The sequence below is a fragment of the Paenibacillus sp. tmac-D7 genome, from assembly GCF_006519665.1.
Taxonomy (GTDB): Bacteria; Bacillota; Bacilli; order Paenibacillales; family NBRC-103111; genus Paenibacillus_G; species Paenibacillus_G validus.
This window is the reverse complement of record NZ_VIDW01000037.1, coordinates 1-25,718: the sequence shown is the minus strand read 5'-3', so window position 1 is coordinate 25,718 and position 25,718 is coordinate 1. Positions and strand designations below refer to the sequence as shown.

Annotated in this window: 22 protein-coding genes; 1 reads left to right on the top strand and 21 read right to left on the bottom strand. The window is 47.0% G+C overall.

From position 1 onward, the window contains the following. Positions 1–17 precede the first annotated feature (17 nt). The 14 genes from FKP33_RS20565 to FKP33_RS20500 form a co-directional block, all read right to left on the bottom strand. Entirely contained in the window at positions 18–1,454 is a 1,437-nt protein-coding gene (locus tag FKP33_RS20565; protein ID WP_141336238.1) for a DHA2 family efflux MFS transporter permease subunit, read from the bottom strand. 343 nt (positions 1,455–1,797) lie between these two features. Continuing rightward, positions 1,798–2,661, bottom strand: a complete 864-nt coding sequence (locus FKP33_RS20560) for an SDR family oxidoreductase (protein ID WP_141336237.1) — start codon at positions 2,659–2,661, stop codon at positions 1,798–1,800. 90 nt (positions 2,662–2,751) lie between these two features. Next, the gene (locus tag FKP33_RS20555) at positions 2,752–3,168 is read right to left on the bottom strand and encodes an Rrf2 family transcriptional regulator (RefSeq protein ID WP_141336236.1); all 417 of its coding nucleotides are present in this window, start codon (positions 3,166–3,168) and stop codon (positions 2,752–2,754) included. Positions 3,169–3,272: 104 nt separating this feature from the next. After that, complete coding sequence (locus FKP33_RS20550; RefSeq protein WP_141336235.1) at positions 3,273–4,184, bottom strand: SDR family oxidoreductase; 912 nt, start codon at positions 4,182–4,184, stop codon at positions 3,273–3,275. Positions 4,185–4,493: 309 nt separating this feature from the next. Then, positions 4,494–5,822: an MmgE/PrpD family protein gene (locus tag FKP33_RS20545; RefSeq protein ID WP_141336234.1), complete on the bottom strand. Its 1,329-nt coding sequence runs from the start codon at positions 5,820–5,822 to the stop codon at positions 4,494–4,496. 9 nt (positions 5,823–5,831) lie between these two features. Next, complete coding sequence (locus FKP33_RS20540) at positions 5,832–6,965, bottom strand: M24 family metallopeptidase (protein ID WP_258313506.1); 1,134 nt, start codon at positions 6,963–6,965, stop codon at positions 5,832–5,834. A gap of 24 nt (positions 6,966–6,989) precedes the next feature. After that, the gene (locus tag FKP33_RS20535) at positions 6,990–7,784 is read right to left on the bottom strand and encodes an ABC transporter permease (RefSeq protein WP_054796221.1); all 795 of its coding nucleotides are present in this window, start codon (positions 7,782–7,784) and stop codon (positions 6,990–6,992) included. Then, positions 7,781–8,611: an ABC transporter permease gene (locus FKP33_RS20530; protein WP_127609818.1), complete on the bottom strand. Its 831-nt coding sequence runs from the start codon at positions 8,609–8,611 to the stop codon at positions 7,781–7,783. The genes FKP33_RS20535 and FKP33_RS20530 overlap by 4 nt, the downstream gene beginning before the upstream one ends. Before the next feature lie 12 nt (positions 8,612–8,623). Next, the gene (locus FKP33_RS20525; protein ID WP_141336232.1) at positions 8,624–9,409 is read right to left on the bottom strand and encodes an ABC transporter ATP-binding protein; all 786 of its coding nucleotides are present in this window, start codon (positions 9,407–9,409) and stop codon (positions 8,624–8,626) included. A 22-nt stretch (positions 9,410–9,431) separates the two neighbouring features. Next, on the bottom strand, positions 9,432–10,469 hold the full coding sequence (locus FKP33_RS20520; RefSeq protein ID WP_127609822.1) for an ABC transporter substrate-binding protein: 1,038 nt from the start codon (positions 10,467–10,469) through the stop codon (positions 9,432–9,434). Positions 10,470–10,493: 24 nt separating this feature from the next. After that, entirely contained in the window at positions 10,494–11,270 is a 777-nt protein-coding gene (locus FKP33_RS20515; protein ID WP_141336230.1) for a nitroreductase family protein, read from the bottom strand. Positions 11,271–11,318: 48 nt separating this feature from the next. Beyond that, positions 11,319–12,440 (bottom strand): M24 family metallopeptidase, encoded by a 1,122-nt coding sequence (locus tag FKP33_RS20510; protein WP_127609826.1) that lies wholly within the window; start codon positions 12,438–12,440, stop codon positions 11,319–11,321. Continuing rightward, positions 12,441–14,192: a hydantoinase B/oxoprolinase family protein gene (locus FKP33_RS20505; RefSeq protein WP_141336229.1), complete on the bottom strand. Its 1,752-nt coding sequence runs from the start codon at positions 14,190–14,192 to the stop codon at positions 12,441–12,443. After that, positions 14,185–16,245 (bottom strand): hydantoinase/oxoprolinase family protein, encoded by a 2,061-nt coding sequence (locus FKP33_RS20500; protein WP_141336228.1) that lies wholly within the window; start codon positions 16,243–16,245, stop codon positions 14,185–14,187. The genes FKP33_RS20505 and FKP33_RS20500 overlap by 8 nt, the downstream gene beginning before the upstream one ends. A gap of 163 nt (positions 16,246–16,408) precedes the next feature. Here FKP33_RS20500 and FKP33_RS20495 point away from each other — a divergent pair, with 163 nt between their 5' ends. Next, positions 16,409–17,311, top strand: a complete 903-nt coding sequence (locus FKP33_RS20495; protein ID WP_141336227.1) for a LysR family transcriptional regulator — start codon at positions 16,409–16,411, stop codon at positions 17,309–17,311. A gap of 66 nt (positions 17,312–17,377) precedes the next feature. Here the strand turns inward: FKP33_RS20495 and FKP33_RS20490 are convergent, their stop codons facing one another. The 7 genes from FKP33_RS20490 to FKP33_RS20460 form a co-directional block, all read right to left on the bottom strand. Continuing rightward, on the bottom strand, positions 17,378–17,653 hold the full coding sequence (locus tag FKP33_RS20490) for an ATP-binding cassette domain-containing protein (protein ID WP_141336226.1): 276 nt from the start codon (positions 17,651–17,653) through the stop codon (positions 17,378–17,380). A 105-nt stretch (positions 17,654–17,758) separates the two neighbouring features. Then, positions 17,759–18,649 carry a DMT family transporter gene (locus FKP33_RS20485; RefSeq protein WP_141336225.1) on the bottom strand — a complete coding sequence of 297 codons (891 nt, stop codon included), beginning with the start codon at positions 18,647–18,649 and terminating at the stop codon, positions 17,759–17,761. Positions 18,650–18,711: 62 nt separating this feature from the next. Continuing rightward, entirely contained in the window at positions 18,712–20,478 is a 1,767-nt protein-coding gene (locus FKP33_RS20480; protein WP_181410229.1) for a methyl-accepting chemotaxis protein, read from the bottom strand. A 217-nt stretch (positions 20,479–20,695) separates the two neighbouring features. Then, positions 20,696–21,817, bottom strand: a complete 1,122-nt coding sequence (locus tag FKP33_RS20475) for an alkane 1-monooxygenase (RefSeq protein WP_141336223.1) — start codon at positions 21,815–21,817, stop codon at positions 20,696–20,698. Between the two features lie 78 nt (positions 21,818–21,895). Beyond that, positions 21,896–22,981: a 2Fe-2S iron-sulfur cluster-binding protein gene (locus FKP33_RS20470; protein ID WP_141336222.1), complete on the bottom strand. Its 1,086-nt coding sequence runs from the start codon at positions 22,979–22,981 to the stop codon at positions 21,896–21,898. A 106-nt stretch (positions 22,982–23,087) separates the two neighbouring features. Beyond that, positions 23,088–24,527, bottom strand: a complete 1,440-nt coding sequence (locus tag FKP33_RS20465; protein WP_141336251.1) for an aldehyde dehydrogenase family protein — start codon at positions 24,525–24,527, stop codon at positions 23,088–23,090. A 79-nt stretch (positions 24,528–24,606) separates the two neighbouring features. Further along, positions 24,607–25,718: NAD(P)-dependent alcohol dehydrogenase (locus tag FKP33_RS20460; RefSeq protein WP_306439374.1), on the bottom strand; the 1,112-nt coding region annotated here is incomplete at its 5' end.

Sequence of the window (25,718 nt, the reverse complement as noted above, 5' to 3'; positions counted from 1 at the left end):
GGTACCCTTTCGTAACATCAATGCATCGGATTCATCGACGCATGGTTGACGACGACGCGGCGGATGAAGAACGCCGTGGCCAGACCGATCAGCGTCACAATCATCGCGAACAAGAACACGTTCTGGGAGCCTAACGTCATCGCGTTGGCCATCTCGGTCAGCTCGGTCGGCGCGGGGGAGTCGTGCAAATAATTCTCCATGCCGCTCATAAGGATACTGATCGCGATCGCCGTGCCGATCGCGCCTGCGACCTGCTGCAGCGTGTTCATGACCGCCGTGCCATGCGGATACAGCTCCGGTGGCAGCTGGTTCAGGCCGTTCGTCTGCGCCGGCATCCACACCATGGAGATGCCGACCATTAGGCCGATATGCAGGGCGACAATGAAACCGACCGAAGACGCCGGCGTAATGCCGGAGAAAAACCATAACATCGCTGCAACGACGACGAGGCCGGGAATGACGAGCCACTTCGGCCCATATTTGTCGAACAAACGCCCCATGTGCGGCGACAGGATGCCGTTCAGCGCGCTGCCCGGCAGCAGCATGAGCCCGGCGGCGAACGCGGAAAGTCTCATGCCGTTCTGCAGATACATCGGCAGAATAATCATGCTCGACAAAATAATCATCATACACGACAGCACCATAAGCAGCCCCACTAAGAACATCGGGTACTTGAAGACGCGCAGGTTCATCATCGGCTCGCGCATAAACGTCTGCCGCAACGTGAACAGCGCGAGCGCTACCAGCCCGATAACGATCGATGTGACCACGATCGCGCTGGTCCAGCCTTCTTCGCCTTCGCCCGCCTTGCTGAAGCCGAAGACGACGCCGCCAAAGCCGATCGTGGACAATGTGACGGACAGCAGATCGATGCGGGGCTTCGTAACGTCGGTGACGTTTTCCAAATACTTCAGCCCTATCAACAGCCCTATGACCAAAAACGGCAGCGAGAGCCAAAAGATGTAGTGCCATGTTAAATATTCGATCAGGAGACCCGCCACGGTCGGGCCGGTCGCCGGCGCGAACATAATGACGAGACCGACAAAGCCCATCGCAGCCCCGCGCTTCTCCGGCGGATAGACGACGAGAATCGTATTGAACATGAGCGGGATCAACAAGCCCATACCGGCCGCCTGCAGTACGCGAGCGACCATCAGCATTTCGAAATTGAACGCGAGCGCCGCGATCAATGTGCCGATGATCGAGCTCACGAGCGAGCCGATGAACAGCTGTCTCGTCGTAAACCATTGCAGCAGCAGCCCGGTCATCGGCATCAGAATACCGAGCGTCAGCAGGAACCCTGTCGTCAACCACTGAGCGGTCGCGGCAGAAATTCGGAACACGTCCATTAAATTACTGATCGCGATGTTGAGCGCCGTCTCGCTGAACATGCCGACGAAGCCGCATATGAGCAGCGACGCCATGATGGCCCGCGTATTGTATTGTTTCTTCATCGCTCCCACTTCCTCATCAGAAAAATGTCTATTTGTACGAGACCCTGTATTCGGTCCGCTCTCTGCTACAATAGTATTTGAAGTTACCCACGTCAATACCCGGAACATAAAATTTGTAAATCGAAAGAGAGTTGTTTGCGCGTTCCGTCAAGGATGGCATCGGGTGCTCGGCGCCTCGTCCGTGCCAGAAGCGGAGCTTGATCCCATCCCCTTCGGCTACGACGATCGCCGGGAAGTCGTGGCCCCGCTTACCGTTGACCTCGACGGGACTTAGTTACCGCGTAAAAAAACCGACCTCTCTTGCTTCCAGAAGAGGTCGGTCGTGTCAATTTCCTTACGGTGTTTAGGAATTTGCTCGTACAAGTTGGCTAAGAGCCTCGTGAATTGGCGTTAGCGGCCGACCAAGCAGCTTTTCGAAATCGGTGCTTTCGACATCCAATGTGCCTTCACGAATTCCTTGTTGGATCCCGACAAGAATCGGGATGACGAAGTCCGGTACACCAACATTTTTCATGATGTCGGCATAGGCGGCATCATCGACTTGCTGCACGGGAACTTCCTTATCCAGTACAGAGCTAAGAGCATACACCAATTGTTCCTGCGTGAGCGGCTTGCCGGACAACTCGTAAGTCTTATTCTCATGTCCGTTTCCTGTAAGAACGGTTGCTGCTGCATCCGCATAATCTTGCTGGAGGGCCCAGCCTACCTTTCCAGAACCCGCGGACGTCACCCAAGGCGCTCCTGCCAGTACGCCTTGAATGCTCGAAATTTCATTCTCCAGATACCAATTATTCCGCAGGAATGCGTAAGGAATTCCTGTTTTCAGAATGGCCTTTTCCGTGGCTTGATGCGGCGGAGCCATGAGATTCTTGCTTTCGCTTGCATTCGCGATGCTCGTATATGCAATGAAACCGACTTTCGCACGGGCAGCGGCTTCTACTGCATTCGTATGTTGACGAATTCGGGTGTCATTGTCCCCGTCAGCGGAAATGATCAAGATCCGATCAATCCCCGCGAAGGCGGCATCCAAAGTTTCCGGACGATCAAAGTCTCCTTGCCGAACATCGACGCCTTTCGCGCGAAAGTCTTCCGCTTTCTCCGGATTGCGAACACTGATAGCTAGTTGGTTCGCCGGTACGGTTTTCAATAACGTGTTCACTACTTTCGTTCCCAGTTTCCCTGTTGCACCAGTCACTAAAATTTTCATCGCTGTTTCCTCCATTTTTTTTGTAATCACTACTGTTATAACAATTACTATTACAACAAGTGCATATAATAAAAGCTCTGATGGGAGCTTTTATTTGAACTTTTCGATTAGTTGGTCTAACGTCGTTTGTGCCAGCCTTTGTTCCATCACGGATTGGGCGTCTCTCAATTCCGCTTGAAGGACTTGCTCGATATTCCGCCCAACCGGGCAATCGAAATTTGGGTTATCGTGAATGCGAAACAGTTGATTCTCCTCTGTCGCGTTCACGGCACGATAAACATCAAGAAGCGTAGTCCGGTCGGAATCCTTAAGCAAGGTAGCGCCCCCTACGCCTGGGCGAACGTCCACTAACCCCGCCTTTTTTAACATCCCCATAATTCTCCGGATTACCACGGGATTCGTATTAACGCTCCTCGCGATAAAGTCCCCGGTGCAATCCTTCGGGCTGACGGCAATTAGGGAAAGGGTATGCACTGCAATCGAAAAGCGCGTACTGATTTGCTTCACTTGTATCACCACCGTTGTAACCATTATAGTTACCACAAGATATAATGTCAATATGTGAGGTTCTCTTCCTATAGAACCTTGAATCCGGTCTATTTTATTGAATATTAACGGTAACCAGCAGCATTCGCCGGTTTGCCTGCATCCTGCACTTCTACGAGATACCGCCAACAGTCTGGCTGTGAGCCGTCAAGATCATAAAAACCATATACTTGCGCGAGCTTACCGCTTGAAACAGAGTCACCGTTCCATCGGGCAACTTCCGGATCTCCAGCTAGCGCGGCAACGGCGCGCCCTACAAAACGAGGCGATTCCGAGATGATGAAATGAGGTTCCTTCACAGTGGTGTCACGCCAGTTTTCTTCCTTAACACCATAGTGTTCAAGCATGATTTCAGAACGCATCCAACCCGGAGTCACTGCTACTGCGGTGCATTTGTATGGTGAAAGTTCATGGGCTAAAGACTGAGCCATACGAATGACAGACGTCTTGGCTAGATCATAGAACAGTGATAAACGGTAGTTTTTATCGTTGTATTCTGCCGTGCCGTCCGTTATCTCAATGACCAGTCCATTCTTGTTTTGGATTAACAGGGGTATTGCAAAGTGGCTTGTAATAATATGCGTGTCAATCGCAAGCCGAAGCATGCGAAGCCCCCGCTCAAGGGAATGCTCCCACACGGGCACGTTCCACTGTGCCAAATATTCAGCCCCCCACACATCGTTGACCAGGATGTCCAGTCTCCCCTGTTCATTCTCAATGCGAGCAATAAGAGCCTGAACCTGATAAGGATCCAGATGATCCACTTGAACCGCTATTCCTCGACCACCCGCATTACTTACAAGTTCAGCGGTTTCTTCAATAGTTTCAGGACGATTGTACTCGGAGCGTCGTGTTCGTGTCGTGCGTCCTGTCACATAAACAGTGGCCCCTGCTGCTCCCAATTCGATAGCTATTCCTCTACCAGCGCCGCGTGTTGCACCTGCCACCAAAGCCACTTTTCCATTTAGAGGTTTCATGATCTGTCACTCCTTTCGTTGATCTACCGACCATTATAAACCTTAAATATGCCAACTTATGTCATATTATAAACAGCGAAGGTATCTTTTCAACTATGCTGCTGCCCTTTAGCGTAACGAGACCGCCAATACATGCCGGCAGCCTAGGGATTGCTGAATTGATTACGTTTTCAGTGAGGTTGGAAAACGGAATAGAACGCGATAAAAGCCATTGCAGAACAGGAAAAAAGAGACTCCGGAGAGTCTCTTTTTTCTTTGGTCCAAGTCATGAGGTGCTGAATGGATAGGACAGAAAGTTACACCCTTAAACTATCGCCTGATGGTTTTGTATAAGTTTAAAAGGGAGCATTTATCAAACACGGAATTCCTGCCAAGTTCGATCACTTCTGCTGCTTGCCGGGCTCCAAGAATCGGATCGAGAAAAGAATGAACCTTTCGCTTCATTTCCTCTGAACTTAACTTCATTTCGGGGTCCCCGGGTGAGTCCGTAACCATCTCGCTTGCTATTCCATGTGAAGTAGTCTTGACTTCGATCCTTGTAGGCCATTTTTCAGGATAATACGAAAGTAAAGTGGAATCTCCAATAACATGAACTTTATCCATAAACGATCGAATTTCCTCGGAATTAAGGATTTCATTGCGGGAAATATCATATAATCCAGCAGGATGATACGCTGCTACCGCTAACTGATAGGGTGCGCTTGATAGAGATGAGAGTCTATTGGTCGGTCGGTTCTTAATCATTGATACAAACGGAAGGGGAACAAATAAGTTAACCTCCTTGATGTCATCCAGTGAAATCCCCTGATCTAGCAATTTGGTAAATCCATAAATCGAAGGAATTACTTGTTTTGCCGAGCAAAACGGTTTCATGCTGATCCTCTTTAGGATTCCATCCTGGCCAAGATCCTCAACTATAGCCGCAGTATCCGCTTCGATCCCGTATGTTTGTTCAAACCAATTCCCCTCCAGCATTTGCGAACTTCCAGTAAATCCTTTCGCTGCAATTAAAGATGCCATACACCCGGATCTCGCTGCATAACCAAGAGTAAACCAGCGAAATGGCATTTCACTCCCCCTGCTTATTCCACCGGTCGATAAATTGAGGGCGAGAGCAAGGGCATGGACCGTTTCCTTTTCCGATAATCCAAGTATTCGGGCACTCGTTGCTGCAGTTCCAAAGGCTGCGCAAAAATAAGTTGGCCAAATCCCCCGGTACAGCAGCTCCGTACCCTTAATTGCTTTTCCTAATCTTGTCATGAGATCATACCCTGCAATTACCGCATCCGTAAAGGTTGTAAGCGAAAAGTCTACCTTTAAATTAGAACATAGGGTCAATGCCGTAGGGATAATCACGGAGCCCGGGGTGATACAGGAAGCAAGATGGATATCATCAATCTCTGATAAACGCGTAATCGCGCAGTTCACTATGACTTGGTTCAAAACATCATCTTGAAGCACCCCCCGAAAAATGGGATGCTCTTCATTTAATTTCTTGCCTAATTGTTCTCCCTCAGGAGTAGCCTGACCACAAATCCACGCTGTCACGGTATCTAGGATATGGGCAGAAAGCTCGCTCCTTTCGGTAGAGAACTGTGCATGAACCACATATTCAGCAAGAGAATGTAATTTTGTCATGAAAGCACCTCACTGCCCTACCGACGACCACAAGATTTCATTTCCATTTTCTGTTACCAGCATCATAGACGATAGCAATACGTTATTATCTTTGTTGTCTGTCAGTCCAGCGTGCAGGGAGTAGACAGTTCCTGCTTCAACTTTATTTTCTGAACGGGATGCATGTAGCGACGGTGCTTCTACTATTGATAATCCAATGCTGTGTCCAAATCCAATTTGAATCAGCGGATGAAGTTGATAGGGCTGAACCATTTCCTCTGCTTGATGGACCAAATCCCCGACTTTCGCACCTGGCTTTAATGACTGGGTTAAGAATTGTAGTAATTCAGCAGCTCGAAGATCAATGGGGCTAGCTTGCTGTGATAATGTCACCATCGCTTCCACCCAATATCCAAGACATTCGACTGCCACATAGCTAACCAGGCGATCGTTACGCACATCAGACAGCGTCTCAAAAGGCTCTAAGGTTTTCCCGTGATTCGTGCTGTATAACACTCTCACGTCATGGGCTCCCAGATATCTGGCGACACGTTCCGCTTCCACAGCTGTTGTAACCACACTGCCGCCTCTGCGCTGAATCTCCTTCATCGCTTCCACCACGGAATTTAAGATCCCGCTGGCTTCACGCATCACACTAATCTCACGGGGGCGTTTATGTCGTAACAATTGATCAAAGGGGATATCCATGTCCTTTAATGAATTTCCCTGGCATCCAGCCGCAATTTCTGTATATACGGTATGCCTCATCTCCGCCTTCCCGCAAATTCCTATGACGGGCTGCCCATCTTCTGCGACTTCGCTAACGAACAGCTCAATCTCCCCGGTGATGTTTTGTGCCGGTTTAATATCATCAGTCCAGGTCAACACACTGACAGAAGGAATATCCCGAGAACCTGCAACTTTGGCCAGTAAACGGGGTTTTCCATGAACCGGAATCAGTACAATTGCCCAACTGTGTTTGGGTATATAGTTAGTGATATAGCATAACCTGGCATAGTCCCGGCAGTCACTATACACAATAAGACCATTGATTTCATTCTGTCTCATCATTTCTTGAATGGATTGCAATCGCTCATTAAATTCATCCCGTGGCAGTCGTTCCTGATCCCACGCGGTCGATCCATGTAAAACAACAGGATGCATGGTTTGCAAAGCAAATCCTCCTTATTATGATTTGGGCTGCCAGTTTTGCAGGCGTGCTTCCACTAAACGAATCAATTGTGTGAGGATCAGTCCAAAGAGAACCACAAGAACGAGAGATACAAAGAGGTTCGCGGTTTGCAGTCGTGACCCGTAATAACTGATACGAAAGCCGAGGCCAGAGTTCGAGCTAAACATTTCACCGACAATCACGCCAATCAACGATCTTTCTACACCGATTCGACAACCGGTAACAATCATGGGTAAGGCGGAAGGAAGAGATATTTTCAGTAACATTTGCCGATTCGTCGCCCCAAAAGAACGCGCAGCGCGAATAAGAATCGGGTTTGTTCCCTTGGCACCGGCGAATGTATTAATGGTAATGGGGATAACCGCCATTAAGAATCCCATCATGACAACCGTTTTAAAACCAAGACCAAGCCACATAACAAATAATGGATAGAACGCAATCAATGGGGTTGAATAAAAGAACCAAAGAAACGGATCAGCGACATATTCGATGTGACGATACCAGCCCATCACCAGACCGCATAAAATACCAATAACTGCAGATATCCCAAAGGCAATGATGAACTCTATGGCTGTTACCTGGAAATCTGCCCAAATTGCCCCCTTAGTCGTCTGCTCAATAGCTGACGAAAGTATTTGCGAAGGGCTGCTAACCAGAAAGGTATTGATCCACCCCAATGCTGAGGCCATTTGCCATACGGCAACCACCAAGATCATGCCAGTGAACCCAAGAATCAATTGTTCGCTTTTATGGTACCATCTAAACCATTTTGATGTTTGTGAATTTCTCATGCCCCTTGTTGCTCCTCTCGGTATGGAGTCAACTTTTGCTCAAGTCGCTGGAAGGCGCTCGTCCCGAGAAATCCTAGACCAGCTACAATAAGAATTAAGAAAAACAACCGATCTGTTTGCATGGCATTCCCAGCTGTAGATATCATGTAACCAAGACCAGCCATTGCTACATACATCTCCCCGATTACAACACCAAGGATTCCACGACCCCATCCAAGGCGGATTCCCGTCAATATAGCCGGCAAGGCTCCCGGAAGAAACACTTTCGTAAATAATTGCCATTCCGTAGCTCCGTAAGAGCGTGCGGCGCGTATTAATATTCGATCTACCTGACGGATTCCGGTTATGGTATTGATTAAGACAGGAAATAAAGCCCCAATGAAGACAACAAATATCTTACTTCCCATCCCCACTCCAAACCAAATGACAAATAAAGGGATCATCGCCATACGTGGTGTCGCATATAGTGCCATGAGCATAGGGTCAAAAAGCCCACCTATTATCCGGTAATGACCCATAAGTAATCCCAGTGCCACCCCTACGAGAACAGCAAGTATAAACCCGGTGACTAATTCGACCAATGAAATATAAGCAGAATAGTAGAAATCACCAGTCACTAACAATTTAATTCCTGCACCAGCCACATGGCTTGGTTGACTAATATACTGCGGATCAACCAGGCGCAGTGCGGCTACAAACTCCCAGGACAGAAGGAATACAAGAACCGAACCGATTCCCCACTTCACTCGTGATGTAATATTACGAAGCATCCCCTTTGCGGCAGGTTGTACAGGAGCAGCAGATGCAATTTCCGTTTTCAACCCCATTCCATGACCTCCTTAACTCCAACCGGCTGATGCCGTCACTTCGTCTTGAAGCAGTTCCCAGATACGTCTCCGAAGTCTTGCGTATTCAGTAGTTTCTTTAACCTCCAAACCTCTGGGGCGGGGCAGTTTGACATCAATAATTTCCTTGACTGTTCCTGGTCTTGCGCTCATGACCACAATCTTATCGGCCAAATAAATGGATTCATCGATACCATGAGTGACGAAAAATACGGTTTTCCGATTCTCATCCCAAATCTTTAATAGTTCATTCTGCATAATCTCCCGTGTCTGTGCATCAAGAGCTCCGAAGGGCTCATCCATGAGCAGGATATCGGGATCTACAGCCAGGGCTCGCGCAATTCCCACTCGCTGCCGCATACCGCCGGATAATTGATGGGGAAAATGGTCTTTAAACTGTGCAAGTCCGGTCAGCTTTAGGAAGCGGTCGGCCGCTGATTGCAATTTTTCCTTCTTTTCCCCCTGAAGCTCCAGTCCGAACCAGATGTTCTGCTCAATCGTACGCCATGGCAGCAAGGCAAATTCTTGAAATACCAGCGCACGGTCTTTCCCGGGTTTGGTCACAGGCTTGCCGTCAATCAGGATTTCTCCGCCCGTATGGGGGAGTAGGCCATCAATCGAGAGCAGTAAAGTACTCTTTCCACATCCACTGGGCCCGACAATGGTAACAAACTCTCCCTTTTCCACGTCAAGACTAACACCGGAAAGGGCAAGGAAATCCTTGCCCGTTTTATGGTTTTTATAAGTAATCTCGACATTCCGAATACTTAAATACGCCATTGCTTAAAGCCTCCCGTCTTTTTTATTTCAGCCATTGATCTGCTGAGTTTAAAAACGTATTGTCGAGCCATTGATCGTCAGGCCAAGCTTTGTCGGCATCCCCCATGGCAACGGTAATCTTCCAAAAAAATTCGATACCTTTCGGATCAATTTTCCCCTTTTTATCGAAGCCCGGCATCATATCCTCCAGTGCCTTAGAAGCATACTTTTCGTCGAATTGTAGAGTATCAGCCAACACCTTCGCAGCCTCTTGAGGATTTTTCTCCATATAATCCACTCCCTTAACCATAGCACGTAAAAAAGCCTTAATGGTTTCCGGGTTTTTCTTTATAAAGTCTTTATTGGCATAAACAACATGTTGCGGCCAGGTTGGTGTCAGATCTTTTCTCTCGCTCAACAGAAGGTTCCAGCCCTTATCGGCGGCCATAAATTTATACGGATTATCGAGAGTTGATGCATCAATCTGTCCGGACTGCATCGCTGCAAGTGCGTTAGCCGATCCACCTACTTGCAGGATTTGCACGTCCTTTTCCGGATCGAGTCCAGCCTGGCGGACAGCATACCGGGTCAAAGCATCGGTTAGTGAGCCATAAGTAGAAACACCAAAACGTTTCCCCTTGATATCCTTCATCGACTTCATGTTGGGACTGTACCAATCAAAAGGAGCCTGGTTAAACCCGCCCCAAAAAGCAGCAAATTGTTGGTTTGACTTGATGGAGTTGACGATTCCAGTTAATGAAGCTACGTTAATATCAACGGAGTTGCCCGCCAATGCCTGAATAACACCGGCATCTCCCTTAAATTCAGCAATGCTTACATTCAACCCTTCCTCTTTAAAGAATCCCTTTTGGTCCGCTAAATAGATCGGTAGAAAAGTAGCCCCCCTCAGCGGCAGCCCAATTTTAATGTCCGCCTTTTCCGGTTTTCCGGCTGTACTCTTGGCCGTATCTCCACCACTCGGGCCGGCTCCCGCATTACCGCAACCTGTAAGCGCAAACATAATTAGAAACAGGGAAATTGACACTGTTATGGTCTTATTGAACCCGTTTAAACATTTCAACGACTTTCACCTCCATATTTTCTTTTATTTCCCTTCACCGTATGACACTCTGTATTTTTCCAGCGTCTTTCCGCGCAATCCCGCCAAATAATCCAAAATCCCCTCATTGCTGATAAATTTACCAGGATCATACATGTCATAATGTATCATGTCTTCAATATCTCTGCGCACACCCTTCTTTGCTTCAACAGCCGGGAAGCCAACCGGGATAATCAGATAAATCGTGTAGATATCAGGAATGTTCAGGATTCTGCGATACGGTTCCTGAATATGAATGGTTATCCATTGAGTTCCGAGTCCCAGTGACGCAGCAGCCAGGTGCATGATCTGGCAGCAATTCGCAAGACCATCGGTGAGATGGGACTGGTCGCGTCCAAAAGTGTGACCAGCCATGACCGTTCCCCACTGACGTCGCCCATCTCCAATGACCACGATGAGTTCCGGTGCATCTGCCCATTTAGCACGACTTTTGATGTGCTCAATTTGTTCATACGGATCGCCTTTCAAGTGGAAGGAGGGGTGACGAAGCTCAGGAATGCGTTGTTGTTCCATCCAATACGCATAGTCAATATTGACTTCCTTATAGGCCTCCTGAATCGCCAGTTTGGTCTCTCGATCACGGACCACAATAAATTCCCATGGTTGTGAGTTAGCCCCTGACATTGCCCAATGTCCTGCTTCGATAATCTTCTCTACAGACCCTTCAGGCAGCGGATCAGATTTCAAACTGCGAACACTGCTCCGTGTTTTCACAAGATCGAGTAACAGGTCATAATCTTTGTGATTCAAAGCTTCTGTCATGAATACCACTCCTTATAAGGTAAGTTTCATTTTTTCCAAACGTTTATCTTACACAGCAATAATATCCAGTGAAGGTTTCCTCTTTGTTAAAACCTGTGATCCGGTGGAAGTAATCAGTACGGGCTCACCACATAGCAGGTAACCAGTTTCCGGAATATATTGATTGGGGTGAATGACGAAGAACATCCCCTCCTGCAGCACGGTGTGGTTCGCTTCACTCACATCACCTGGTTGAAAAGAACTTAATCCCAACCCATGGCCGCGGACCCGCATATAGGGAGGCCTGCAATATTGTCCATATCCTGCCTCTTCAAGCGGCTCATTGATCGCTTGAACCACATTTGATAATTTCTCTCCGGGTTTCGCTATGGCGATTCCCCTCTCCAAAGCAGTGACGAGCAAATGATAACTCTCGAGCAATGGGTCACGGTTCTGATCTCCCAGTACCACACTGCGGCAGATTTGTGTGAACTGGCCTTCGTAACTTGGTGAAATTTCAGCCAGTATAATATCTCCCTTTTCCAACCTGTGCCGTCCTGGCGGACGTACCGCGTGATTATGAGACGAAGCACTCATGAGAAAAAAGTTATCGTCTGCTCCGAGGGATTTCATAAAACTTTCAATTTCACCGGCCAGTTGATAGTCATACATTCCAGGCCTTGCGATCTCTAGCATTTTTTCATATCCTCGTTCAGCGATCCAGGTTGCCTTTCTAGCTTTTATCAATTCGCTTTCCGTTTTGCATGCAGTGAAATCAACAAAATGTTCATCTAACAGATGGAGTCGATTTTTGAAATAAGAGGACAATTCACAATAGCTGGATTGCCTAATGCTTGTAAGCCCAATAAAACCGATCTTGTCGGGCCCTGCTTTGGCCAATTCCATGAATCCTTTAAAGGTATTGATTAGATCATCCGTTGGCAGAATGGTTGATACATTCGAATTCGTTTTCGCTCGTTCGGCATCCCAGAATGGCGTTGTGATCAGGGTTGTTAACCCGTTAGATTGCAGTAAAACCATGCTCTCTCCAATGGACTTAAATCCAGTAAGCAGAAAAACCAGGTTGGGTTCTAGAAATGAATGAATCCCATCAAAGTAAGCCACAAGATAATCAAGGTCCAAATCTTTCATTTTGGTTAAGAACGCTTGTGCACGCGAATGATCAGCCATCTATGCATTCCTCTCCTGACGCAAGAGATTGGTCTGCTCCATATCTATGGCTAAATCATCAGCATTTAACACAACGCCATATTCCTCTTTGGCTGCTTTTAGGGAAACCAATCCTTCCCTTACATCCCAACGTACTTTTTCCGGATCTCTTTCCAGTGGGTTACCCCAGCCTCCTCCTCCAGAGGTACGGATGATGACCTGCGTTTCAGGTGGAACGGTATGGCGTGCCACATCCACACTAGCCCATTCTTCTTCATGTGGCAGTTTCAGCAAATAATCAGAGATGGCGCCGCTTTTCCCCCCCCATAATCCCCACGGTGGAACGTTACGGCGTCGGGCCTGGGAGAGGCTCCATTGAACTTCCACCAGGTTTCGTACTTTTACGTCCAATCCGCAACCTCCGCGATTCTTGCCGGGACCAGCGGAATCCATCCGCAAACTGCGCTCTTCGACGATCACAGGTGCTTTGAGTTCAATACTTTCAATGGGTGCGTTGCGCACATCTCCCTGGCATACGGAGACGGAAGCCGATTCTCCATCTTCATGCGGTCTTCCTCCCCAACCACCACCTTCGATGCTCTGCAGCACAAAACGTTTGCCGGTACGAGGATCGGCTCCGAAGCAGGTAATTGACCCTCCCAAATTCCCCATATGTGCAGCAGGGATCTGGTCCGGCAAGGCAGGTGCCAAAGCGGTCAGAACGGTGTCAATCACGGTGGGAAGAATAATACTCCACTTCGCCATGGGTGCAGGGTATTTCGCCATCATCACATTGCCTTCCGGAATGATTACCTTAAGCGCTCCGAAGGAACCCTCATTAACCGGATCCAATGGTGCGGTCAATCCTTTATAAGCTACCATAGCACCCGCCAAAGTACGTCCATTGATCGCTCCCTTGCGCTGTTCAGAGCATCCAGATAAATCGATGGTCATTTCTTCCCCACTGACCGTAACACGGGCATGGATACGAACAGGCTCATCCAAGTTAAATCCATCGTCGTCCATGAAGGATTCCGCTTCATAGACCCCATCCGGGATTTTGGCCACAATTTTTCTGCATTTCTCTTCGGTTTTGGCAAAAATCGCCTCTACATATTGCAGAAAGGTTTCATGTCCATATTTTGCAATCAGTTCATCCAATCTTCTCTCGGCCAATCTACATGCGGCAATTTGCGCTCTCATATCGCCCAATGAGGATTCTGGAAAACGAATGTTGTCCTTGAGAATTTGCAATAGGGTTGGATTCACTTCACCGGACTCATAAATTTTCAGCTGATCGAGCTGCAGCCCTTCCATCCAGGGATCGGTGATCCTGACTCCTCCGCCAAATCCTGTGCTTAAGCCTCCTACATCCATCCAATGAGCCCTTACCATGGCAAAGCAGACGAGCTCACCCTTAAAGAAAAACGGAGTATAAATAACAATGTTATTCAGGTGCTGCCCCGCAACAGCCTGATGGTTCGTAATCAGAACATCTCCGGGTTTAAATCCTTCTTCCCCGTATTTCTTCATTCCATCCTTAATAATTACGCCTAGGTCAGCGACAAAATGGGATACCCCACCCAGATTTTGTGAAATCAGCCGACCTTGCTTATCGATCAAAGCACAGCAATAATCTTTCACCTCATAGACCATCATGTTGTAGGATGCGCGTTGCAAATCAGCCGACATTTCATTGGAAATCGCCGGTAAAGCATTTCCGATGACTTCTAAGGTTACAGGATCCAATGTCTTCATCAGTAAATTACTCATTTTTGATTCCTCCCAGCGAAACAATTAATTCACCTGTGTCACTAACTTTGCAAACATCTCCTTCGTAGATAACCGTTGTGGAAGCGTATTCTTGAATCAATGCAGGACCTGAAAATTCATATCCAGGCGGCAAGCTTTCCCTGTCATATACCGGGCAATGAAACGCTTGACTCAAATCATCAAAATAGACAGGACGGTATAACGGTTGTGGATTACTATTGCGCTTCTGTAATGCTGGAAATTGTGGTTTGCTTCTCTCGCCGGTTACCGTCAAGCGGATGTTGACCATTTCGACCGGCTCATTCGCTGCCTTGTGTCCGAATCTCTTATCATGAATGTCATCATATGCGGTGCGGATTGCGGCAATATCGCCCTTACGTAATGTTTCTTCATCTATTGGAACCAATAGGGTAAACTCTTGGCCTACATAACGGATATCGAGATACGCCTGGTAATCCACTTCTTTTGCAGAAATGGATTCCTCATCCAACAGTTGCCGTGCTTCCTCCACCATTTCATGGTGAATAGTTAACAGTGCATTAAAATCCACCTCTTCCAGCTGACGGAAATAAGTACGAACAAAGTCATGCTTTTGATCCGTAAGCAGCATCCCAATCGCCGAGAAGTGGGCAGGGAATCGTGGGATAATCACCTTTGGGATATGCAGTTCACGTGCTACCGCAACAGCACTGAGTGGTCCCGCACCACCGGAAGCGACTAACACGAACTCCCGCGGATCGTACCCCTTTTCCACAGACACTTCCCTTACCGCTAAAGACATATTGTTGATGGCAATTTGAAAGATGGCGTTCGCTGCACGAATAGTATCGATATGAAGCGGTTCGGCAATTTGGGTCTGCAGGCCTTTCATGGCTGACTCTTTATCTAGCGGCATATCTCCTCCGAGAAAGTCAGCGGCGCCAATACGTCCCAAGATCACATTCGCATCCGTGAACGTTGGTTCCGTTCCACCCTTACCGTAACAGATCGGTGCAGGATCTGAACCTGCACTTTGTGGTCCAACTTTCAACGTACCTACTTCATCAATCCAAGCGATACTTCCACCACCTGTACCTACCTCAACCACATCCACTACCGGAATCATCACGGGTTGGCCGCTTGCACTTCCGCCAATGTAGTACATTTCGGTCATGCTGGCTTCCCCGTCTTTAATCAAGCTGGCTTTAGCTGTTGTCCCCCCCATATCAAAAGCAATCACATTGGTATAACCTAGCGATTTCCCAATTTCCGCAGAAGCAATGATTCCGCCCACCGGACCGGATTCCATCATATTTACCGGCTTTGCACCCGCCGTTTGAGGGGACATAATCCCTCCATTGGACTGCATAATGGATAGGGACCCCTTGAAACCGCTATCATTTGTTTTCGCGTGAAGCTCATTGATGTAACGACTTACCTTCGGTCCAACATAAGAGTTCAACACCGTGGTGGAAGTTCTCTCGTACTCGCGGTATTCACGCAGGATTTCATGGGAAAGCGATACGTAACAATTAGGTAAGTTCTCCCGAAGTATTTCACCTACCATTTTCTCATGTGCTGGATTTGCATAGGAGTGCAGAAAACAAACCGCGATGGCCTCAATCCCTTGTTCCTTCAATTGTTCACAAAGCGCTTTTATCTCTCCTCTATCAATCGGAGTTAACTCTTCCCCATTGGCAAGCATACGTCCCGACACTTCAAAGGTAAGGTGCCTTGGCACTACCGGACGAGGACGGTGAAAAAATAGATTGTAAGCCTCTGGCCGGCTGCCTCTTCCGATGCTGTAAACATCCCGTGTTCCTTTTGTCGTCAGCAGCGCTGTCCTGGCACCTGTTTTTTCAATCACTGTGTTAATAGCAATGGTCGATCCGTGGACGATATTATCGGTATGGCTGATATCTACACCGCTCTTATCGATGCAATCCAGAATCCCCTGGACCAGGTCAAAATAGGTAGTCGGTCTTTTTGCGTGAAACAATTCTCCGGAGCTTTCATCGAAGGCAATAAGATCGGTAAAGGTCCCGCCAATGTCCACACCTAAGTAAATACTCATAGAGCTTTCTCCTTTTGTGTTTGATTATTTGTATAATTTTTTATTATAATAATATTGCGACAATTTGATTATATAGGGATACTTATATGTAAAACAATACATTTTTTGACTATAACCCATAACCTATAGATTATTAGTTTGACCAGGGAAAGGATGACTAATTTTGCTTGAATCTTCCATACATCGTCTCAGAATCTTTAAATCTGTCATTGAATCTGGCGGCTTCAATGCAGCCGCCAGAAAACTAAATATCTCCCAACCCGCCATTACAGCTCATATTCAGTCCCTGGAGCAAGAACTAGGAAAGAAACTGTTTACCCGTGAACCCGGCCGAAAAGCATCGCTTACGGAAGCCGGTGAGATTTTTTATTCCTATGCGTTGGAAATTACCTCAAAGACGAATCTGGTAGAAAAACATTTACAAAAGTTGCAAGGGGAACAAAGAGAAGTCACTGTTGCCGTCCAACGTAGTATTGCTAACAACTTATTCCCGTCCTATTTGGCTACATTTTCCAGAACCCATCCTGACTTCCGCATTATTATGTACAGCCATACTCAGGAAATGATTATCCATCAGTTGATGGAGGGAAAAGCAGATTTGGGTTTATTGATGACATTGGGAAAAATAGAGGGATTATATTCCGAGATTCTTACTTATGAAAATATCGAATTAGTGGTAGGCCCAAGCCATGAATTGGCCTCGAGGAACAGCATTCAACCGGTGGAACTAGAGAAGTATTCTTTTGTCGGCGGGGTGAATACTTCCAGTCATTCCAGGATGATCAATGAATCCCTAAAGAAGATAGGCATTCAGCAATATAATGTCGTACTGCAACTAGAGGATTACCGAACATTAGTTGAGGTGGTTAAACGAGGAATCGGGATTGCAGCAACCCCTGGTTTCGGCATTCAAAAGGAACTGGAAGATGGAGAACTAATTCGCCTGCCCCTTGATTGCGAACCAGCCAAAATAGAGATCAGATTGATTTATAATCCTGACTTGAAAATGTCCGATGAAACTCGATTATTTATGGTGTTTCTGAGAAGAGAAATGAGTGCGTTATAGAGACGGATGCGGATAATTTAGGGGTATCTCTTCAAAAAGTTACTAGGTACGTGCGAGATTATGTAATCAGAATTCAGAAGTCATCTGTGATTGCTCATGCTGGAAAGTCTTGCTAACCGATTTTCCGCCCACCTTGATCTTGCCGCTGGTCGGTTGAAGCAAATCTGCCATAATTCGCAAAAGCGTTGTTTTACCGCAACCGGAAGGACCCAGGAGGGAGACGAACTCTCCCTTTCTGATGTCCAAACTTACCTCTTTTAGGGCTAAGACATCAGATACACCCGATGCATAACGCATGCTCACCTGATCCAACTCAATCTCAGGAATCTTAGTTAGACTCATATTTCGCGTTCTGGGATTTTTCTTATGGAATCTATAATATTGTCATGTTTAATAACATAATATTCCCATTGCGATCACGTTGTCATTAGACAATATGTAAAATACTTAAGTTGTTGATTCGGCTTTTAGCGATTTTCTGCGGTTTACCAAATAGATCCCTACTACGATGAGGGCCGATCCCAGGAACAAGGTAAAACTGATTTTTTCATCCAAATACAGGATACCGGCGGCAATCGAAACAAGAGGCACTCCAAATGTATAAGCGGACGCCACGGTCGCATCACCCGAATGGATCAGTTTTAACCAAAGCATCCACGATACCATGATACCGATTACTGATGTATAAAGCAGACTGACCCCAAAGGAAATCGTCCATTCGATGGCCGACCAGTTTTCGAAAAACAAACCCGCCACAATCAGAACCAGTCCCCCGAAAGTAAACTGAGCGGCCAATAACCAAGGGATATCTACGGTATCCTGCACATTTTTCAAATACACCGTACCAATCGCCCATGCACATGCGGAAGCCAGACCCATGCAAATTCCTGTAACGGAGATTTCCCCGTTAGATATTCCCGCCATACTGATCACGATAACGCCAAGAAATCCCAGCATTAATCCTGCTAACTTTAAGGGAGAAAGCGATTCTTTGAGCCAGTATTTCGCAAGAATTCCGACAATAATGGGCTGCAAATAAATCAATACAGCGGCCAATCCCGATGTCAAATAAGCGACAGCAAACGTTTGCAGGCCGATAAATAATACCACGTTGAAAAACGCAGATATGCCGAATATCTTCCCATTCTTTCGAAAATCCGCTTTCCCTCCTCGATTAAGGGCGATCGCCAGGAGAAATAGACCTCCTAGTATCGTGCGAATACCGGAGAAAAGAATGGGAGGAACGTACTCCAAACCAATTTTAATAACAGAAAAGGCGGTTCCCCAAATTAAGATCAACAACACCGAATACAGGACCGTTGTCCGAATGCGAATCACCCCCTTCTTTTACGAAACCAAATAAGTCTGCTACATCCTGCTTGTTTTCTTGATGAGGCGCGCTATGCCTTAAACTTTAAAATGGTATCATTTAGCTCCTGCGACAATTCGCTAAGCTGCACGGTTGAAGTCGAGATGTCTTCCATCGCGTGGATTTGTTCGGTAGTGGCCTCCGTGACCTTCTGGGAGTGACCCGAAGTAATTTGGGCGTAGTGCGACAGCTGGTTAACCGTGGCTGTCACTTCCTCAGCACCCGCGGACATCTGCTCCGCAGTGGAGGTGACCTCCAGAATCTGCTTGCGCACGGATTCGATACTGTGCGTGATGGAATGGAAACGCTGCTCCATCACAGTCATCTCCTGCTTCCCGTTCTCTACTTCCATCTTGCCTTGGCGGGTTTCCAGTGTAACATGATCCGATTGGGCTTGTATTTCCTGCACGAGTTGGCTGATTTTCTGCACAGATTGTCCTGATTGTTCGGCCAGCTTGCGAATTTCGCCGGCCACGACCGCAAACCCCCTCCCTACTTCACCCGCACGGGCCGCTTCAATGGAGGCGTTCAGGGATAGCAGATTGGTCTGTCCGGCCAGGTCGGATATCAGGGCTCCAATCCCGTTTATCAGATTGATTTGCTCGTTTTGCCGGGTGACGGCGGTTTGAATTTGCTCCATCGATTGATAGATCACATCCATTTGTGAGGCCAGTTCATTCATTGTACGCTGTCCGGCCAGGGCTTCCTCATACACCTCTGTCGAAGAATCAGATACCAGCCCGGAAGATTCAGCAATTTGAAAAATACCACTCGACATTTGCTCAACGGCCGTCAGCGTTTCCTCTACAGCAGACTGCTGGGTCAGAGTCGCCGAATTGACGATCTTCATCGATTCTGTGATCTGACGGCTCTGTCCGGCGGTACTGGCTGCGCTCCTTGCCAAGGAGGAGGAGGCTTTCTCCACAGCTTCGGAAACCGTCTGTACTTTCCGGATAATCGGTCGAATATTGGCGAGCAGCAAATTGACGGAGCGTCCCAGCTCGCCCAAGTCGTCCCGGACATTCAAGGAGATTTCCCGGGTCAAATCCCCGCCGTTTTCGGCCAGTTCGTGAATCTTTTGACGCAGTACATTGACCGGAACGGTGATAGAGGCAAACAAAGCATACATATTGAGGGAAACCGCAATGAGCACACTGGCTGCAGCCACCATATTCCAGTGGACAACCTTGGTCGATTGGTTCGTCAAATGCTGATTGTATACACCATTGATATTAACAACCATAAACAGAATCATAATGCCGAGACAAGTGACCAGAACATTCAAGGTCAATTTGAATTTTAATGACACAGATCTGTAGCGGGTATTTACCGGAACAAGACTGACCCATCTCTCAAGAGTAACCACCAAAAAAGCAAAGAAAGAGATGGAGTAAATCGAGATGATGGGGAGAGCCAACAGAACAGAAAACCAATACTCTTGGCGGTTAATAAAATCTTGCCCCAGTAACGCTGAATGAGGAACTACAAGGCTATAAACGAGGACGCCCGCGACAAAAAATTTAGGGATGAAAGCGATGCTTTTCTGGGCCGGCTCCAATTGGTCGGGATGTTGATGCTCCATATAGGCCGAGATCCGCCTGATTTGTCGACGGAGAACAATAACAACGGTTCCGATGTTCACAGCTATAAAAATGATGAGGGGCGGGTGAAGCAAAATGAGACCCACTTCGGAAATACTTTCGAGCGCTTCATAGTAGTACAGGCCGACTATCCAGATAAGCGGCGCAAGTATAAAGAAAGTTAAAACAATCGTCATCAGCTTGGATGAGTATTTCATAGTAGCGGGTTGATCCTCCTTGTGCTTAAAACTTATGGATTTGAACATGGGTGAGAATAATAGCCGCACGGGGATCAAGCTCTCAAAAGAACGACAACGTTCACTCGGATGACTTAATATCGTGCGAACACTTCATGAAAAGAGGTCAACCAGGTGGTCTGATTGACCTCATAACATGGATTGGAGACGGAAAGTTGCATAACACCTGATATAAGGCTCAAACGGAATACTTTTCCATGTTTTCTTGGGCAAAGTCGGGCCACCCTGCTCTGCGATTTGCTTTCGAAGCCATTATCCTCTCCTCGGGACTTGCCAAATGTTGGTCCCAATACTTGATTCGGGGTATTACGATTTTTTTAAACCAAAAAGAAGGAATAAGCGATGCCAGGAAACAGAGTACGATACTCGGCATCTTTGGGGCATCACTTGGTTTCAGTTCATAGAAAGGCATGTACGGATCCTTATGATGATCCGAATGCGTTGTGATTTCTACCGCTCCGGCCCGTACGAAGAATGTATCATGTTCCCAAGTATGGCGGCTCTCAAAGGGTTTACCTTCGATCCGAATCAATCCATAATGCTGTGTATAGTTAAATGCTTCAATAGTGAGTTTTGCAATAAACAACGTAATGATAACAACGACTAAACCAGTCAGACCAGCCATCCAATAGAAATATCCTATTACAGTTGCAAGCATCAAAACAGCCCATAGAATTCGACTACTCCAATGCCATATCGAATGCCCTTTTCTCCGGAGACGTTCCCGCTCAATCTTAAACCCTTCCTTATACCTTCCCCATGTAGCACGGAACACAAAGTGATAAACCGTTTCCCCCCGGTAAGGGGTATCCGAATCCTTGGGAGTCCCTACATGAACATGGTGAACATGAATATGAGCTATATCACTATTGGGATCACCAAAGAAAGTACCTCCAATACTGTTTAATGCGCGGGGAAACCAGTGTCTTCGATGCATAAGCTCATGTAATATCGGCAGATTGGGAAATGCACTAAGCAGGGCAACGGATAGAATTGAACCGCCGTATAAAACCAGCTCCGACAAATTCGGCAGCGAACCAAATCCAATTTGCAAGCGCCATGCAAAGACACCATAAAGAACTATGGTTAGAGGCACATGCAAGTACAATGCAAGATCAGCGATCCAGGGATACTTTAAATTTCGAATATTCGTATCCTCACCCAAAATCATGTCACCGATAAGAACAGCCACAAGCACTCCGAGTGACCCCAGCCACACCCAATGACCACCGAGAAGCAGACCCGCTATCCCCAACATCACATAAAAATTGGCGATGTAATACCTGACATGATCTAACACAGATCATTCCCCTTTCTATCAAATAAATGTCTTCTCAAGTTGAAATCCCCCGAAGAATATCCTGAAGCCAGAAATTTATCAATCAGAATGATGCATTTTTTTCTCCACATGATATCGATCCAGAAATTTGTCAAAAAAGATATGTTCTCCAGTAACGCCACCTTCATTTAGCTTACTTATTGCTGCGTCAATCATTCCGGGAGGGCCACACAGATAGGCTTTACTATTCGCAACTCGAATTTCCGGAAGATCTTTGATGTGTTCGGTGACAAGTCCGCGGGCACCTGACCAATCACTATCGGCCGGCTCTTCCGACAATACCGGAACGAAATGGAAAGGCGCATTCCAAGATGAGCTGAATTCGTCAATTACTTCAAGACAGTACAGATCTCGCTGCGTACGTGCCCCGAACAAAAATAACACCGGAATGTTTCCTCCCATCTTGAAGATTTTCTCCAAAATCGCTTTTAACGGTGCCAAGCCACTACCGCCAGCAATGCAGACAATCGATTGATCGGAAGGACGGAGATAGAAAGACCCGTAGGGACCGGTAATACTCACTTTGACGCCTGTTCGGTCCGCAGCGTGCAACCAGCCGGTCATTTCCCCATTCACCACATGACGAATAAAAAAACTGATTGTTGTCTGTCCCTGCTCGTTCGGAGCATCTGCAAACGAATAGGATCGGGGTTCACTTAGGCTTGGTACCGACAGATCCGCATATTGTCCAGCTTCGTAAATGATGCTTTCGTCCAGTTCAATCGTGATTTTCAGTATATCGTGTGTCAACTGTTCGCTTTTGCGAATCACACCGCAAATCGATTTTACGGTATGTTGTGGGCCTTCCAAAGGACGGTCAAGTGCAACCGTAAGATCACTTTTGACCATTGCTTGACAGGCAAGGATATAACCCTGTTCCATTTCTTCCCTGCTTAACGTGTAGGAAAAGTCCATAATCGCTTTAACTTTCCCTTCAACTAAAAGGCATTTACAAGTGGCACAAGTCCCAACCCTGCAGTCATGCGGGAAAGGCACCCCTGCGGACAAGGCAGCTTGCAATAATGTATCTTTGGGCTGCACCGAAAAACGCTCACCGCTTGGTTGCAGATTGACGAATAACGGTCCTCGTGATTTTTTGAATAAATTAGATAGTAGATTCGCCATTCTAATCTCCTTTTTTTTATGTTGATGCGTAAAACAGACAGATCAGGATGAAATCTGTCTGTAATTACCGAGCATCAACAGGTCGTAACACAAGAGCGAATCGCAATCACTTCATATAACGTATGCCGTGATGTTCAATATAGTCTGCCAAACTCAACTCGGTAAACTCTCGACCGATTCCGCTTTGTTTAATCCCGCCGAAAGGCATCCGGACGTCAAGCGATTCCAAACTGTGACTGTTAATAAACGTGCTGCCTGCTTCGATCTGGCGGGCGACTTTGACAGCACGGTTTACATCTGATGACCAAACCGAAGAACATAGACCAAATTCGCTATCATTGGCCATCTCAATAGCTTGATCCAAGGATTGATAAGGGATTAAAGGAATCACGGGCCCAAACTGTTCACAACATGCCAATTTTGCTGAGTGATTGATGTCACGCACAACAGTCGGAAGCAGGTAGTAACCGTTATCCCATTCTTCCGGTTGCAGCTTTTGCCCCAATTCCCGGACTACAGCATTGCTTGCTTTGGTATGCTGAATCAAATCTTTTACAAAATTATACTGACCACGATTGACCACCGGCCCCATGGTTGAACGTTCATCCAATCCATGCCCAACTTTAATTTCATCAACGACCTGGCACATCATATCGAAAAATTTGTCATACATACCCTGAGACACATAAACCCGCTTTACCGAAAAGCATATTTGTCCCGATCTAGTAAAAATCCCCTTCACCAGCCTCGGCATGATCTCGGCTGGATTTACATCGTCCAAAATGATAGCCGGATCATTCCCCCCGAGCTCCAAAGTAATGTTTTTGATTGTGGACCCGGCATCAGCCATCACATGTTTTGCCGTTTCCGTACCACCGGTGAAAGAAATTTTCCTCACCAGCGGATGATGAGTGAGAGTCGCGCCAACATCTCCGTCCCCATTCACAACATTGATCACTCCAGGAGGCAAGACGGAGGCCATTTTCTTCAAAGCCTGCGTAATCGCTGCCGGTGCAAACGGTGACGGCTTCACCACCAACGTGTTCCCGGTTACCAGCGCAGGTGCAAGTTTCATCATGGTCAGAACGATCGGAAAGTTCCAAGGAACGATGGCAACCACAACACCCCTCGGGATTTTCTCGATTTCAATCCGGCAGTTTTCATCTTCAATCACTTCTGGAACGAGATAAGATTCGGCAATTCCCGCAGTAAACTGGGCTGCTCCTACTCCAAAACCAAAATCCATTTGAGATTCACCCAATAATCCTCCATGCTCTCTCGTCAATAAAGGACTCAACTCTGGAATTGATTGTTCCAATGCTTTAGCAGCTGCAAACACGGCTTGAATCCTTTCACTCAAATCGAGTCTTCGCCAGGACAGGAATGCATGGTGAGCGGCAATAACCGCATTATTGGCGTCTTGAACACTTCCTCTCGCGACTCTGGCTACCAAATGATTGAGACGTCCGGGGTCATATATTTCGAAATAATCATGGGTTGACACTCCGGAATTATTAATCCACAAATCGACTTGCTCCGTTGGCATGTTCAACCGATTTCCTCCTCCAGCTGAATTCTTAAATATTTTCCAGAATATCCCCAAAGGTATTCCACCTGCTTTTTTGCTAGTTTAGGCCGGAAACACGCAAGACCGGTTTGATTGTATTGCCTTTTTTGGAGTCTTCCGCAGCTTGATTAATTTCATCAAAAGCGTAGATCGTAATGAGTTTGTCATACGGGAACAGTCCTTGTTTATACAACTCAATCAATTCGGGAATAAAAAGCTGCGGTACTGAGCTCCCCATCGTAACCCCTGCAATGGTTTTTTCTGAAATGAGGCCGAAGTGATCCAATTCCACATTTGTCCCGAATGGTGGTGCACCTACAACCGCCGTCGTTCCGAGCGGTTTGATGCTGTCAACCGCCTGTCTTAAAACTTGCGGAACACCACTGGTTTCGACCGCATACTTTACGCCTCCATTAGAAATCTCCGTGACCTTTTGAACAACATTATCGACATCTTTACTGTTTATTGTATGTGTGGCTCCAAGTTCTTTCGCTAATTCTAAGCGGTCATTATTAATGTCGATTGCAATAATGGTTGTGCAACCTTTGACTTTCGCCGCCATTAAGGCGCTTAATCCGACAGCTCCACAACCGAAAACAGCCAGGCTTGAACCAGGTTCCGGTTGCAGTTTATTGAGCACCGCACCACTGCCGGCCGAGATACCGCATCCAAGCGGAGCAAGGATTTCTAACGGGACATCTTTAGGGACTTTAATAACGTTTCGGTAATGGATGACCGTATATTCTGAAAAAGAGGATTGCCCGAAAAACGTGGAGATTTCCTGGCCGCTTTGTTCAATCCGTTTCGTACCATCCGGCATGATTCCACCAAAGTTCAACATGGCAAAATGCACACATCCGGCAGGTTTACCTTGTAGACAAGCATCACATCTTCCACAAGAGCTATAAGATAACACGACATGGTCCCCTGGCTCAATTCCTTGCACCGATGACCCGACTCGTTCCACCACGCCCGCACCTTCATGCCCCAAAACGATCGGTAACGGACAAGGAATAAAACCATCTTTGACACTCAGGTCGGTATGACACATACCGACAGCAGTAATTCGAACCAATACCTCCTCCGCCTTCGGCTCATGCAGCGTAACTTGTTCCATACTAAATTCGCCTTGATTGCGTGTTACCATAGCTTTTGTTTGCATACATACCT

Coding starts and splice junctions, on each gene's coding strand:
- FKP33_RS20530 (WP_127609818.1), bottom strand. CDS start 8,611: ATGGGGTTGAAAACGGAAATTGCATCTGCTGCTCCTGTACAACCTGCC.
- FKP33_RS20550 (WP_141336235.1), bottom strand. CDS start 4,184: ATGAAACCTCTAAATGGAAAAGTGGCTTTGGTGGCAGGTGCAACACGC.
- FKP33_RS20525 (WP_141336232.1), bottom strand. CDS start 9,409: ATGGCGTATTTAAGTATTCGGAATGTCGAGATTACTTATAAAAACCAT.
- FKP33_RS20505 (WP_141336229.1), bottom strand. CDS start 14,192: ATGAGTAATTTACTGATGAAGACATTGGATCCTGTAACCTTAGAAGTC.
- FKP33_RS20540 (WP_258313506.1), bottom strand. CDS start 6,965: ATGCATCCTGTTGTTTTACATGGATCGACCGCGTGGGATCAGGAACGA.
- FKP33_RS20510 (WP_127609826.1), bottom strand. CDS start 12,440: ATGGCTGATCATTCGCGTGCACAAGCGTTCTTAACCAAAATGAAAGAT.
- FKP33_RS20515 (WP_141336230.1), bottom strand. CDS start 11,270: ATGACAGAAGCTTTGAATCACAAAGATTATGACCTGTTACTCGATCTT.
- FKP33_RS20490 (WP_141336226.1), bottom strand. CDS start 17,653: ATGAGTCTAACTAAGATTCCTGAGATTGAGTTGGATCAGGTGAGCATG.
- FKP33_RS20465 (WP_141336251.1), bottom strand. CDS start 24,527: ATGCCAACGGAGCAAGTCGATTTGTGGATTAATAATTCCGGAGTGTCA.
- FKP33_RS20560 (WP_141336237.1), bottom strand. CDS start 2,661: ATGAAAATTTTAGTGACTGGTGCAACAGGGAAACTGGGAACGAAAGTA.
- FKP33_RS20565 (WP_141336238.1), bottom strand. CDS start 1,454: ATGAAGAAACAATACAATACGCGGGCCATCATGGCGTCGCTGCTCATA.
- FKP33_RS20480 (WP_181410229.1), bottom strand. CDS start 20,478: ATGAAATACTCATCCAAGCTGATGACGATTGTTTTAACTTTCTTTATA.
- FKP33_RS20500 (WP_141336228.1), bottom strand. CDS start 16,245: ATGAGTATTTACTTAGGTGTGGACATTGGCGGGACCTTTACCGATCTT.
- FKP33_RS20545 (WP_141336234.1), bottom strand. CDS start 5,822: ATGACAAAATTACATTCTCTTGCTGAATATGTGGTTCATGCACAGTTC.
- FKP33_RS20470 (WP_141336222.1), bottom strand. CDS start 22,981: ATGGCGAATCTACTATCTAATTTATTCAAAAAATCACGAGGACCGTTA.
- FKP33_RS20535 (WP_054796221.1), bottom strand. CDS start 7,784: ATGAGAAATTCACAAACATCAAAATGGTTTAGATGGTACCATAAAAGC.